Below are 13,256 nucleotides of genomic sequence, written 5' to 3'. Positions count from 1 at the left end.
GCGCCGGCACGCCGCGGCATCGCACCCCATCCAAGACATCGAGACCCGCATGATCGACCTGTCCGCCAAGCGCCTGAACGGGCCCGTCATCCGATTGCATCCTGCCGACAACCTCGTGGTCGCGCGCCTCGACATGGCGCCGGGCACCCCCATCCCGGGCGAGAACATTATCGCCCGCGACCAGGTGCCGGCGGGCTACAAGATCGCCACGGCGCCTCTGCGCCGCGGCGACCCGATCCTGAAGTACCAGGTGGTGATCGGCTTCGCGGCCGATGACATCCCGGCCGGGACCATGCTGCACAACCACAATATCGCGTTCCGGGAGTTCGACCGGGATTATGCGATCGGCCAGGACTACCGGCCGGTGGAGCCGGTGCCGGAGGCCGCGCGCAAGACCTTCCAGGGAATCCTCCGGGCCGATGGGCGCGTCGGCACGCGTAATTTCATCGCCGTGGTCTCCACGGTGAACTGCTCCGCCACCGTGGCCCATGCCGTGGCCGACTGGTTCACGCAGGAACGCCTGGCGGCCTTCCCCCATGTCGATGGTATCGCCGCCTTCACCCACAGCACGGGCTGCGGCATGGAACTCTCGGGTGAGCCGATGCAACTGCTGCGGCGGACGCTCGGCGGCTATATGCGCCATGCCAATGTGGCGGGCGTGCTGGTCATCGGCCTTGGCTGCGAGCGCAACCAGATCGCCGGGCTGCTGGCGGAGCAGGGGCTGTCGCCCGGCCCGCTGCTGCGCAGCATGGTGATGCAGGAGGTCGGCGGCACTCGGAAGAGCATCGAGGCCGGCATCGCCGCGGTGCAGGAGATGCTGCCCGAGGCGAACCGCGCCACCCGCAGCACCGTGCCGGCGAGCCACCTGATGGTCGGCCTGCAATGCGGCGGCTCGGATGGCTTCTCCTCCATCACCGCCAATCCGGCGCTCGGCGCGGCGGTGGACCTGCTGGCGCGCCACGGCGGCACCGCCATCCTGTCGGAGACGCCGGAGATCTACGGCGTCGAGCACACGCTGACGCGCCGCGCCGCCAGCCGGGAGGTGGGCGAGAAACTGATCGAGCGCATCCGCTGGTGGAAGGACGAATACGCTGCCGGGCGCGACACCCAGATCAACGGCACGGTCAGCCCGGGCAACCAGAACGGGGGGCTCGCGAACATCTTCGAGAAGTCGCTGGGCTCCTCGATGAAGGGCGGCACCGGACCGCTGATGGCGGTGTACCGCTATGCCGAACCGGTGACGGAGCGTGGCCTCGTCTTCATGGACACGCCGGGTTTCGATCCGGTGGCCGCCACCGGACAGGTCGCGGGCGGGGCCAACCTGATTGCCTTCACCACCGGGCGCGGCTCCATGTACGGCGCGAAGCCGGTGCCTTCGGTGAAGCTCGCCACCAACACGCCGATGTACCGCCGGCTTGAGGAGGACATGGACATCAATTGCGGCGAGATCCTGGATGGCACCGCGACCATGCAGGAGATGGGCGAGCGCATCCTGGACCATATGCTGCGCATCGCCTCCGGCGAGCCGACCAAGAGCGAGGCGCTGGGGCTTGGCAAGCACGAATTCGCGCCCTGGCAGATCGGGATCACCGGCTGATACGGGCGGCGGACGCCCCGATCTCTGCCGCCCGGTCTCCGCGCGCAGGGCCGGTAGCGCGGCTGCGCGCCCGGCAGCAGGATCGTGCCTGTCCGTGTCCGGGCAGGCATGATGCCGCGGCTGCGTGACGGTAGCGGCGGCCTGCTCCGGAAGGGTCGCGACAACATGCCCGAGATCCGGTACAAGGTTGCACGCCGGCGTTTCCGGCTGGTCCGGCCGATGTTGCCCGCCAGGACGGGGACGATTATGCCCCCGGCGATTCAGGCAAATATGCCGGCAAATCCAGCGCGTTCCGGTGCCGACCTCTGGCCGCGCGCAGGAAGGCGGCCCGCTGTGCCTAGCCCGGTGCGGCGGGGCTGGATTGGAAGGGCCTGCCGCCAAGCGCGAGCCGCCGCGCGTGACGAGGGTTCACCTTCGCCCGGGCGCTTGTCTTCGGCATCCTCCTCCTCCTGTCGGCCCGCGGTTTCGGTACTTCCTTTCGAACCAATCGGTCCCGCTTGCGTTTGCAGTGCCGATTGGCTCCCCATCCTGCGGACCGCTCGGGTAACGTTTGGTAATCGCCTTCGGCTATTTTCTCCACCGAGCACCGTGCAGGCATGAAGCAACCGGGGCCAGTAAATCAGCGCAGACGGAAACATATGTCCGACGCAGAAAACGTCTTTCCGCGCCATGAGGAAGGCCGGGTACGATCGCAGGCTACCGAAAAGCGCTTCATCGTCGCGTCTCAGCGACGTGGCGGCTTGGGCAGGAACCGTGTCGTCGAGGTCGTGCATGTTCGACGGGACGGGCCGTCAACACGGCAGGAGCAAGCCCGCCCCGCCGCATGGAGTGTGCGGGCCGAGACCTGGCCGGAGGGTTTCGCCGCGAAATCCGCCCCGGCATTTCCGCCAGAGCTTCCTCCGGTTGCCGCGCCGGAACCGGCGCAGCCCGTGACTCATGTCGTCCCGATGTGGACCCCGACCTGCCCACAGCCCGCCGCGCCGGTCCGATCGCCCGATGGCAGTCCGGCGGCATCCGGGGCCAGTGAGCCCCGTCGCCGGAGCGCCCCGGGACGGGGGAAGGGGATTGAGCGCTGTTTCGCCGATCCCTTTGCGGAGGATGACAGCGGCGCCAACTGCCTGCGATGCGGCTATCTCGTCGAGCCAGCCCGTGAGAAACGTGGCCTGATGACCTGCTCGGCCTGCGGCTGACGATCCTGCCGGACCGACAGCGCCCCGCTTCGCATCGGCAGGTCTGCCCCGGGGCCTGGCAGGGCCGCCACCGTTGCCATGGAGAATGGAGGAGGGCAGGGCGCCCTGCGCCGACGGGACCGGCCCCGCAACCCGGCGCCGGTGCATCGGCACCCGGCGGGATCGGGCATTGCTGGTGAAGGCATCACGCCCGGGCCGGAAACAGATAGGGGGAGGCGCAACCGCACCTCCCCCTCGGCGTTGACAGCACACGTCCGATTGGTTTTATATTGCAGTGCAGCAAGTGGTTTTCCCGCGAGCTGCCTTTCTTGGACGTTTCCTCCCTAAACTCGGCGGCGCCATTTGGCGCCGCTTTTTTTTGCGCAGGCAAGGTTTCATGGCCTTGCCTTCCCTGCAATCCATTTTTCTGCGGCGATGGGTGGCCTCGAGCGCCCGCGCCAGAAAGGGCGGGCGGCCGCCATCGGTTCAGGCTTCGCCGCCCGCCCCGCCCGTGAACTCGACCACGAGCTGCACGCGGGGGCGCTGGAGGCCCGGCACCATGCCGCTCACGCGCGCCGTGGCCGAGGCGCCCGTGCCGAGCATATCGGCCACGAACTCGGCATCGCCCGAAGGAAGATAGCCGAGCGCGCGGCCGTCCTCCGCCTGCACCTCGACCAGGCTCCGGCCACCCTGGCCGAGCCGCGGCCGCCGCCCGAGCCGGAGGGCCAACCGCGCACCCACCTGCAGGGAGGTCAGCGCCCCAGGATCGGCCAGTTCGCCTGTACCGGCGAGGAAGGTGCCGATCACTGCCGCGGCTTCGCGCCGGACTTTGCCAAGGCGGGTACGGCAGCCGGCATCCCGAACGCCGCGGCGCCAAGGGATTGCGCCGCGCCGAGCGCCTCGCCGCAGAGGGCCAGGGCGCGCTGCGGGGCGGCCCATGCGGCGGCGCCATCGAGGGTGGAGAGCGCGACCCGGGCGGTGGCAAAGGCCAGATCCTGCTGGCGGAGCGCGGCGCTGCGGATAGCGTCCTGCTGCCGCAGCGCGGCCGCACGGAGTGCCGCGGCCGCCACCTGGTTGGCTTCGAGCATGGCGCGCTGGATCAGCAGGATCCCTTCCGCCGCATCCCGGGCAGCGGCAGGAAGCGGCCCGGCCCTGTCGGCCCATTGCCCGGTCCAGAGGTCGAGCGGGCGGATCCAGGCAGCCGCAAGCCCGGCCAGTGGAGCCCCTGGGGAGGCATCTGCCGTCGGCAGGCCGGGCTCGGTCGCGGCGGGCGTGTCGGGAAGGGCGGTCATGATGTGCTCTCGTCGGTATGCGATCTTGCGGCCAGGCAGGTGAGGCGGGCCTGCTCCGCGCGGATCGCCTTAGCGGGTGTCTTTCAAAATGAAACATCACGAATTTGCGATCTACGGAAACCATGATGAATGCATAATAGCATGCCGGCGCAGCAGGACCGGTTGCATCCTCCCTCACAACCGGATCTGCCCCGATGGTCGAAACCACCCCGCCCCCCGCGCCTTCAGGCAGCGAGCCGCCGGACCGCATCCTTGCCGAGGCCGTCGCCGCCCTGCACCTCCTCGCGCTGCGGCGGCAGTTCGATGCCATCCGGCAGGTCTATGGCGAGGCTCCGCCGCACCGCGCCCGTGAGGCGCTCTGGGTCGCGCTCGAGGTGGTTCTCGCCCATCACCGGGGTGAGCGCATCGCCCTGCGGGACCTGGTGGCGCGTGCCGAGGGGTTGGTCAGCGGGCCGACCCTCTCGCGGGTGGTGGCCGAATTGGAGCGGGATGGCCTGCTGGTGTCAGAGCCGCTGCCGGGAGAGGGCCGCCTGAGGCTGCTGCGCCCGACGGAGCGCAGCCTGCGCGTCCTGGCCGGCCGCGCCGAGGCCGGCTTCGCCGAATTCGCGGGCATCCTGCGCGAAGCCGAGCGGCGGCTGGCTGCCGCGCACCCGCAGGAAGCCGAGCGCTGCGCCGCAGGCCCCGCACGGCCGAACCCCTGAGCCCCTGCGACAACGGGGAGGGCGGCAGCGGATCGGCGCGCGGGTGTGAATGCAGTCGTTTGGCATGACCGTGCCGCCGATATCCTGAATGGCGCTGCTGCCGGCGGCGCCTTGCAGCGGGGCGGGCGATGCGGCGCTCGCCGCTACCAGGTCGGATGCGGGATGACGCCTTCGGCCGTTGCGCCGTGACGACGGTTCGGATTTGTCATTGCAGCCGTCCGATCGCTCGCGTTAGCGTCGCTCTCGCGCCGATGCCGGGAATGCCCGCCGCATGAGCAAGCACGTCGTCGCTACCGTCGCTGACCTGCCGCCAGGAAGCCGCAAGCTGGTGACCGTGAAGGGCCGGCCCATCGCGGTCTTCAACCTTGGTGGTGAGTTCTTCGCCCTCATCAACCGCTGCCCGCATCAGGGCGCCGGGCTGTGCGAAGGCGAGGTCACCGGCCTCGTGACCGCCGACGGGCCCGGTACCTACCGCCTCACCCGGCCCGGGGAAATCGTCCGCTGCCCCTGGCATGGCTGGGAATTCGATATCCGCACCGGCCAGTCCTGGTGCGAGCCATCACGCATCAAGGCGAAGCAGTATCCGGTCGAGGTTGCGCCCGGCACGGCGCTGGTGAAGGGGCCCTATGTCGCGGAGACGGTCGGGGTGACCGTCGAGCAGGACTACGTCGTGGTCGAGGTCTGAGTCGCCGGCCACGCAGGGAAGGAGACGCCCCGGCACGCATCGGGGCGCGCCGAGGGAGGATGCATGAGCGACGGCACGAGGCTCGCTCGCCGACCATTCGCCTTCGCGCCGAGCCCGGCGGGACGCGCCGAGGCGATGCGCGGGCGCAGCCTGTCCCTGGACCGCTGGTTCACGCCGCTCGCCGTGCTGCCGACCTTCGTCGTGATGATCGGCATCTTCGGCCTGCCGCTGCTCTTCTCGCTCTATCTCAGCTTCACCGGCTGGGCGCCGGGGCGGGACCTGCTGGGCGGGGAGTTCGTCGGCCTGGCGAATTACGAGGACCTGCTGGCCGATCCGGTCTTCCTCGGCAGCCTCGGCATCACCTTCGGCTATACCGCCGCCGCCGTCGCGGCCCAGCTTGCGCTTGGCCTCGCCATCGCGCTGCTGCTGAATGTGGACCTGCCGCATATGCGGGCCTTCCGCACCGCGCTGGTCCTGCCGATGATGGTCACGCCGATCGTCGGCGCGCTCTGCTGGAAGCTGCTCCTCGATCCCAGCCACGGGGTGATCAACCACTGGATCGGGGAGCGCATCGTCTGGCTGGGCCAGCCGGGGACCGCGCTGGCCGCGGTCTGGGTGGTGAATGTCTGGCACAGCACGCCCTATGTCGCGCTGATCCTGCTGGCCGGGCTGCGCTCCCTGCCCAGCGAGCCGGGCGAGGCGGCGGCCATCGATGGGGCGAGCCGCTGGCAGATGTTCCGGCATGTGACGCTGCCGCTGCTGCGGCCCTATCTCCTGGTCGCGCTGCTGCTGCGGACCATCTTCGAATTCCGCGCCTTCGACAACATCTACGCCATGACGGGCGGCGGGCCGGCGAATTCGACCATGGTGCTGTCCATGTTCACCTACCTGACCACCTTTGTGCGTTTCGACTTCAGCCTCGGCGCGGCGGCCTCCTGGCTGATGCTGCTGATGGCGATGCTGATCTGCCTGTTCTTCATCGCCGTCATCCGCCGCAGGGACGCGCACTGATGGCCATCGTCACCGGATCCCGCCGCATGCGGCGCGTCGAGGCCGTGCTGGTCTATCTGGCGCTGGCCGCGCTCACCGCCGCCTTCCTCTTCCCGCTGGTCTGGATCCTTGGGCTGTCGCTGAAGTCGCGGCCGCAGATCTTCGCCAGCCCGCCGCTCTATCTGTGGTGGCCGACGCTCGAGCACTATCTGGACGTGCTGGGGCGGTCCGACTTCCTGAGGGCCTTCCTCAACACGCTGATCGTCTCGACCAGCGCCGTGCTGCTCTCGCTCGCCGTCGGCCTGCCGGCGGCCTATGCCTTCGCCCGCTTCCCCTTCCGCGGCCGGTCCTTCCTGTTCTTCTCGCTGCTCGTGATGCGCATGCTGCCGCCCATCGCCGTGCTGGTGCCGATGTATGTGCTGCTGAACCAGGTCGGGTTGACCACCACGCATCTCAGCGTCGTGCTCGCCTACACCACCTTCAGCCTGCCGCTGGTGGTCTGGATCATGCGCGGCTTCTTCGAGGACCTGCCGCGTGAACTGGAGGAATGCGCCTGGATCGACGGCGCCACCCGGCTGGTCACCTTCTGGCGCGTGGTGCTGCCGCTGGCGCGGCCGGGCATGGTGGCGGCCGGCATCCTGTGCCTCCAGCTTGCCTGGAACGATTTCCTCTTCGCCGCGGTGCTGACGAACAACGCGACGCAGACCCTGCCGGTGTTGATGGCAGGGTTCTCCGGCGGGGATTCCGGCGTGGACTGGGGGGCGATGACCGCCTCCGGCATGCTGGTGATCCTGCCGGTCATCATCTTCTCCTTCGCGGCGCAGAAGCATCTCGTCGCCGGGCTCTCCTCCGGCGCGGTCAAGGGATGACGGGCCACGGGGCAGGCAACAACTGGGAGGAATGGCCATGATCGGACTGAACCGGCGACAGGCGCTGCAGGCCACGGTGGCGGCAGGTGGCCTGCTGGCGGCCCCCCGCATCGGCCTGCGCGCGCAGGGCAAGCCCGACAAGCTGGTCTATATCGGCGAGAACCAGGGCGGCTGGAAGCGCGTGCTGATGGAGGAGGTGGCGCCGGCCTTCGAAAAGGAGACCGGCATCCGCGTGGAGTTCACCATGCTGCCGGTGGATGCCTGGCGCGCCCGGCTCAAGACCGAACTCGGCGCGCGGTCGAGCGGCATCGACATCGCCCAGTGGTCGGTCGGCATGGCCGGCTATATGTCGCCGCACCTGCTGGACCACGAGGAGGTGGTGGCGAAGATCAGCGCCCGCGACCCGGACTTCGACTGGGGGGACTTCCTCGGCGGCAGCAAGCGGGCCGCGACCTATGACGGGAAGCTCTCCGGCATTCCCTACCGCATCACCACCGGCATCCTGCATTACCAGAAGCCCTTGCTGGAGCGTGCCGGATTCACCGGCGCGCCGGGCACCTTCGAGGAATTCCTCAAGGTTGCGCAGGCCGTGAACAGCCCGCCGGACCGCTATGCCGTCGGCATCATGGGCAAGCAGGGTTCCGGCAGCTACACCAGCTTCGCCTCCTGGCTCTTCTCCGCCGGCGGGCAGCTGGTGGACTTCAGGACCGGCGAGATCTTCATCAACCAGCCGAAGGCGGTCGAGGCGCTGCAATTCTACGGCGACCTGATGGCGAAGCACAAACTCGTGCCGCCCGAGGCGACGACCTGGGAGTTCGACGAGATCATCGCCGGCGGCCAGCGCGACCGCTACGTCATGGCGCAGACCTTCGCCCCCTATGGCACGCTGATCAACGACCCCGCCAATTCCAGGACGGCAGGGAATTGGGCCTGGGATGTCGTGCCCGGCCACACCGAGAAGGAGCAGAGCCGCACCTGGATCGACGGCCATTTCATGGCCGTGCCGCGCTATACCCGCAATGCGGACTGGTCCATGGAGTTCATCCGCATGGCCTGCAGCAAGGACTGGATGCGCCGCTCCATGGAACGGGGCAATGCCCCGCCGCGCGGCTCCGTGCTGCGCAACCCCGACCTGGTGGCGAAGCTGGGCTGGCCACCCGTCGCGGCCTCGGCCATCGAGACCGGCATCCCGACCCCGGCGCATCCGGCCTGGGACACGCTGGAACATGCGCTGCGCACCGGCGTTTCCGCCACGTTGCTCGGGCAGAAGAGCGCGAAGGAGGCGCTGGACGAGGTGGCCGCCGATTGGCGCCGCAGCCTGCGCCGCGCAGGAGTCGGCCGATGAATGCCTTCACACGCGGCGCCATCGACTGCGACATCCATCCGGGCGTGCCGGGCATCCGCACCCTGCTGCCCTATATGAACAACTACTGGAAGGACGCCTTCATCCGCCGCGGCGCCGATGATTTCGACCTGGCGAGCTACCCGCCCGGCGCCCCCATCACCTGCCGGCCCGACTGGCGCCCGGAGAAGGGCAAGCCCGGCACGGATATGGCGCTGCTCTGCGCCCAGGCGCTGGATGCCTTCGGCACGCGCCATGCCATCTGCAACACGCTCTATGGCGGGCAGGTGGCGGTCAGCGAGACCATGGGGGCGGCGATCTGCTCCGCCATCAATGACTGGATCGCGGCGGAATGGCTCTCGCGCGATGCGCGGCTGCGCGCCTCCATCGTGGTGCCGGCCCAGGCGCCGCATCTGGCGGTGGAGGAGATCGAGCGGCTGGCCGGTGACCGGCGCTTCGTGCAGATCCTGCTGCCGGCGGCGGCCGAACTGCTCTATGGCAAGAGCTATTACTGGCCGATCTGGGCGGCGGCGGAGAAGCACGGGTTGCCGGTCGGCATCCATGCCGGTTCCATGTTCCGCTACGCGCCGACCTCCAACGGCTGGCCCTCCCACTACCTGCATGACTATGTCAGCCAGTCGCAGGCCTTCGAGGACCAGCTCCTCAGCCTGGTCTCGGAAGGCGTTTTCGCCCGTTTCCCCAACCTGCGCATCGTGCTGCTGGAATCCGGCGTGAGCTGGCTGCCCGGTTTCCTCTGGCGTAGCGTCAAGACCTGGCGCGGCGTACGCTCCGAGGTGCCCTGGGTCACCCGGCCGCCGGCCGAGATCATCCGCGACCATGTGCGCCTGACCATGCAGCCCTTCGACAGCCCGCCCGATCCCGCGATCGTCGGGCAGGTCCTCGATCAGCTCGGCTCGGAGGAGCTGCTACTCTTCGCCACCGATTACCCGCACTGGCAGTTCGAGCCGGAGGAGGGCGCGGTGCCGCCCGGCTTCCCGCCGGCGCTGCTGCGCAAGGTAATGGTGGAGAACCCGCTCGCCACCTACCCACGCCTGCAGGAGAGCCTGGCATGAGCGAGATCCTCGAGCGGCCGCCGTCCACCGGACAGGCGACCAAGCTCCGCATCATCGACAGCGACATCCACCCGACGCTGCGCCTCGAATCTGACCTCGACCCCTTCCTCCCGGCGCGCTGGCGGCAGCACATCGCGGAATACGGCAAGCTCGGCCACGGGCCCTATGCGAAGCGCAACACCTATCCGCGCTTCCAGCCCGCCCTGTCGCGGCGCGATGCCTGGCCGCCCAGTGGCGGGCCGCCAGGCTCCGACCTCGACTTCATGCGCGCCCAGCTGCTCGATCTCTACGACATCGAATACGGCATCCTCGAGCCGCTGATGCCAAGCAACCTGGTGCGCAACCTGGAACTGGCGGCGGCCTTGTGCGGCGCCATCAACGATTGGCAGGTGGCCACCTTCACCTCGCGGGAGAAGCGGCTGCGCGCCTCCATCCTCATCCCCTTCGAGGACCCCAAGGCCGCCGTGGCCGAGATCGAGAAGCGGGCAGGGGACCGCAATTTCGCGCAGATACAGCTCACCTCCCGCAGCACGGAGCCGCTGGGCCGCCCGCGCTACTGGCCGATCTTCGAGGCGGCGGCGCATTACAACCTGCCGATCGGCATGCATATCGGCGGCGAGGCCGGGCATGCGCCCACCGCCTCCGGCTGGCCCTCCTTCTACATCGAGGACCATCACGGGCTGATCCATTCCATGCAGTGCCAGGCCACGAGCATGGTGCTGGAGGGCGTCTTCGAGCGCTTCCCGACGCTCAGGATCATCATGATCGAGGGCGGCCTCGCCTGGATCCCGAGCCTCGGCTGGCGGCTCGACCGCAACTGGCGGAAGATGCGGAGCGAGGTGCCGCATCTGAAGCGCCCGCCCTCCGACTACATGCGGCAGAATTTCTGGGTCTCCACCCAGCCGATGGAGGAGCCCGAGAACCCCGAGGACCTGCGCCGCATCCTCTCCTGGATCGGCTGGGACCGCGTGCTCTTCGCCACCGACTACCCGCACTGGGATTTCGACGACCCGCGCTACGCCTTCCCCTGCCAACTGACGGAGGCGGAGCGGCGCGCGATCTTCCGCGGCAATGCGGAGAAGGTGTACCGGCTGGACTGAGCGCGCGCCGCACCGGGTGCCCCGGCCGTGCCATGCGCGACCTGGCCCGGCCGGAGCCCCAGACCTTTCTTGGGGGACGGCGGGTCCCCGGTTTTCAGGCCGCCCGAAGTCATGTCACCCTGGCAGCGATGACCGGCGGCAAGCCGGCACCGACAGGGAGGACAGGCATGGCCGGACAGCTTCACCTCACGCGGCGGGCGGCACTCGCCGCCGGCATCACGGCGCTGGCGGCGCCCGCCGTCGCGCAGGTCCAGTGGCCCGCGGGCCCCATCCGCTTCATCGGCATCTTCCCGCCGGGCGGCGGCACCGACATCCTTTCGCGCATCTGGTGCCAGCGAATGGCGGAGATCACCGGCGAGCAATTCGTCGTCGAGAACCGCAGCGGCTCGGCCGGCAATATCGGGACGGAGGCGATCGCGCGCGCGACGCCCGATGGCCGCACCATCGGCCTCGCCTCGGTGGCGCCGCTGGCCATCGGGCCGACCCTCTACCGCCGGCTGCCCTTCGATGTGAACAAGGACTTCACCTATCTCGGCGGGCTCTGGCAGTTGCCGAACCTGCTGGTCGTGAACAACGAAGTGCCGGCAAAGACGGTGCCGGAACTGATTGCGCTGGTGAAAGCCAATCCCGGCAGGTTCAGCTACGCCTCCTCCGGCTCCGGCACCACCGTGCATCTCTCGGGCGCGATGTTCGCCACCATGGCGGGGCTCGACATGGTGCATGTGCCCTATCGCGGCGGCGCGCCGGCGCATATCGACCTGCTGGGCGGCCGCGTGCACATGATCTTCGACAACATCCCGCAGGGGCTGCAATCGGCGCGGGAGGGCAAGGTGCGCGCCCTCGCCGTCACCAGCACGGAGCGCAGCCCGCAAGCGCCGGAGATCCCGACCATGGCGGAGTTCCTGCCGGGCTTCGAGATCAACTCCTGGGGCGGCGTCATGGGGCCGGCCGGCCTCGCGCCGCCGATGGTGCAGCGCATCGCCGCGCTGACCCGCCAGGCGCTGGAGAGCCCCGAGGTGGTCGCGAGGTTCCGCGACAACGGCGCCACCATCTGGCCGGCCTCGCCGGAGGAACTGGCCAGCTTCCGCGCGGCGAATGAGCGGGCCTTCGCGCCGATCATCCGCGCTTCCGGCGCGCAGGTGGAATAGCGCAGATCGCGTGGGGGCGTGAACGAGCGCAGCGTGAATCCGCTCGCGGGCGAAAAGCCGCAGCGGAGCGACCTTCGGTTCTGGATGTCGATCACTTGTAGAACGGGCGGCGGCAGGCCGGCGGCGCGGCCGGGCCTCTTCTGCCGCGGCCGGGTCGCGCGCTATGCCGGTATGGCCTTGCCATGGGCGAAATGGCAGGCTGCGATCGCCGTCCGGGAACATGGACGGCCGGGAGGACAACACATGACCGAGACAGCCCGGACCGGCACCCCCGGATGCCTGCCGCGCCGCGCCCTGATCGCCGCGGCGCTGGCGACGCCCGCCCTCGCACGCGCGCAATCCGGCCCCGGCGCCGACTGGCCGAAGGAGACCATCCGCTACATCAATCCTTATCCGCCGGGCGGTTCGACCGACATACTCTCCCGCATCTGGTGCCAGAAGATGACGGAGATCACCGGCCAGCAATTCGTGGTCGAGAACCGCGGCGGCGCCGGCGGCGATGTCGGGGTGGATGCGGTCGCCAAGTCCCGGCCGGACGGCACCACCCTCGGGCTCGGCGGCATCGCCTCGCACGCCATCTCGCCGACGCTGAAGGCCAGCCTGCCCTTCGACCCGGCGAAGGACTTCACCTTCGTCTCCGGCCTCTGGCAACTGCCCAACCTGCTGATCGTGAACAACGACCTGCCGGTGCGGAGCGTGCCGGAACTGATCGCGCTGCTGAAGGCCAGTCCGGGGAAATACTCCTACGGCTCGGCCGGGCCGGGGACCACGCTGCACCTCTCGGGCGCCATGCTCGGGCAGCTCGCCGGGCTCGATATCCAGCACGTGCCCTATCGCGGCGCGGCGCCGGCCATGATCGACCTGATCGCCGGGCGGGTGCAGTTCATGCTGGACAACATCCCGGGCGCCATTGCCCAGGCGCGCGAGGGCAAGGTCCGCGCGCTCGCCGTCACCAGCGCGAAGCGCAGCCCGGTGGCACCGGACCTGCCGAGCCTCTCGGAATTCCTGCCGGGCTTCGACATCGTCTCGTGGACCTGCCTGATCGGCCCGGCCGGGCTGCCGCCCGCCATGGTCGCCCGGATGAATGCCCTGACGAAGCGCGCGCTGGAGAGCGAGGACCTGAAGCGCGCCTATTTCGAGCAGGGCGCGCAGGCCTGGTGGACCACGCCGGAGGACATCGCCAGCCACCGCTTGCAGCAATACGAGAAATTGCGGCCGCTGATCCTCGCCTCCGGCGCGCAGCAGGGCTGAAGGGCCAGGGGCGCCGAAGGCCCTCCCCATCGGCGCCGC

The 13,256-nt window shown here is 69.4% G+C and carries 12 protein-coding genes; 10 read left to right on the top strand and 2 right to left on the bottom strand.

Going from position 1 to position 13,256, the window contains the following annotated elements; translation table 11 throughout:
* The first annotated feature begins 49 nt into the window (after window positions 1-49).
* Window positions 50-1,597, top strand: a complete 1,548-nt coding sequence (locus LHA35_RS02315; protein WP_226603956.1) for a UxaA family hydrolase — start codon at window positions 50-52, stop codon at window positions 1,595-1,597.
* A gap of 1,655 nt (window positions 1,598-3,252) precedes the next feature.
* Here the strand turns inward: LHA35_RS02315 and LHA35_RS02310 are convergent.
* Together LHA35_RS02310 and LHA35_RS02305 are read right to left on the bottom strand one after the other, a co-directional pair.
* On the bottom strand, window positions 3,253-3,573 hold the full coding sequence (locus LHA35_RS02310) for a hypothetical protein (RefSeq protein ID WP_226603955.1): 321 nt from the start codon (window positions 3,571-3,573) through the stop codon (window positions 3,253-3,255).
* Window positions 3,570-4,058, bottom strand: a complete 489-nt coding sequence (locus LHA35_RS02305; protein ID WP_226603953.1) for a hypothetical protein — start codon at window positions 4,056-4,058, stop codon at window positions 3,570-3,572. The genes LHA35_RS02310 and LHA35_RS02305 overlap by 4 nt, the downstream gene beginning before the upstream one ends.
* Before the next feature lie 194 nt (window positions 4,059-4,252).
* Here LHA35_RS02305 and LHA35_RS02300 point away from each other — a divergent pair, with 194 nt between their 5' ends.
* The 9 genes from LHA35_RS02300 (at window position 4,253) to LHA35_RS02260 (ending at window position 13,217) form a co-directional block, all read left to right on the top strand.
* Window positions 4,253-4,759, top strand: coding sequence for a helix-turn-helix domain-containing protein (locus LHA35_RS02300; RefSeq protein ID WP_226603951.1), 507 nt, complete (start codon window positions 4,253-4,255; stop codon window positions 4,757-4,759).
* Between the two features lie 271 nt (window positions 4,760-5,030).
* On the top strand, window positions 5,031-5,444 hold the full coding sequence (locus LHA35_RS02295; protein ID WP_226603949.1) for a Rieske (2Fe-2S) protein: 414 nt from the start codon (window positions 5,031-5,033) through the stop codon (window positions 5,442-5,444).
* Between the two features lie 63 nt (window positions 5,445-5,507).
* The gene (locus LHA35_RS02290; protein ID WP_226603948.1) at window positions 5,508-6,455 is read left to right on the top strand and encodes a carbohydrate ABC transporter permease; all 948 of its coding nucleotides are present in this window, start codon (window positions 5,508-5,510) and stop codon (window positions 6,453-6,455) included.
* Window positions 6,455-7,303, top strand: coding sequence for a carbohydrate ABC transporter permease (locus tag LHA35_RS02285; protein WP_226603946.1), 849 nt, complete (start codon window positions 6,455-6,457; stop codon window positions 7,301-7,303). Before LHA35_RS02290 ends, LHA35_RS02285 begins: the two co-directional genes overlap by 1 nt.
* Window positions 7,304-7,340: 37 nt before the next feature.
* On the top strand, window positions 7,341-8,648 hold the full coding sequence (locus tag LHA35_RS02280; protein ID WP_226603944.1) for an extracellular solute-binding protein: 1,308 nt from the start codon (window positions 7,341-7,343) through the stop codon (window positions 8,646-8,648).
* The gene (locus LHA35_RS02275; protein WP_226603941.1) at window positions 8,645-9,718 is read left to right on the top strand and encodes an amidohydrolase family protein; all 1,074 of its coding nucleotides are present in this window, start codon (window positions 8,645-8,647) and stop codon (window positions 9,716-9,718) included. The genes LHA35_RS02280 and LHA35_RS02275 overlap by 4 nt, the downstream gene beginning before the upstream one ends.
* The gene (locus LHA35_RS02270) at window positions 9,715-10,818 is read left to right on the top strand and encodes an amidohydrolase family protein (protein WP_226603939.1); all 1,104 of its coding nucleotides are present in this window, start codon (window positions 9,715-9,717) and stop codon (window positions 10,816-10,818) included. Before LHA35_RS02275 ends, LHA35_RS02270 begins: the two co-directional genes overlap by 4 nt.
* Window positions 10,819-10,985: 167 nt before the next feature.
* Window positions 10,986-11,966 (top strand): Bug family tripartite tricarboxylate transporter substrate binding protein, encoded by a 981-nt coding sequence (locus LHA35_RS02265; RefSeq protein WP_226603937.1) that lies wholly within the window; start codon window positions 10,986-10,988, stop codon window positions 11,964-11,966.
* A gap of 243 nt (window positions 11,967-12,209) precedes the next feature.
* Window positions 12,210-13,217, top strand: a complete 1,008-nt coding sequence (locus LHA35_RS02260; RefSeq protein ID WP_226603935.1) for a Bug family tripartite tricarboxylate transporter substrate binding protein — start codon at window positions 12,210-12,212, stop codon at window positions 13,215-13,217.
* The last annotated feature ends 39 nt before the right edge of the window (window positions 13,218-13,256 follow it).

Origin of the sequence: Roseicella aerolata (genome assembly GCF_020523605.1) — a bacterium.
Lineage (GTDB): Bacteria > Pseudomonadota > Alphaproteobacteria > Acetobacterales > Acetobacteraceae > Paracraurococcus > Paracraurococcus aerolatus.
The sequence above is the reverse complement of the archived record's forward strand: the minus strand, read 5'-3'. Positions and strand labels throughout refer to the sequence as shown.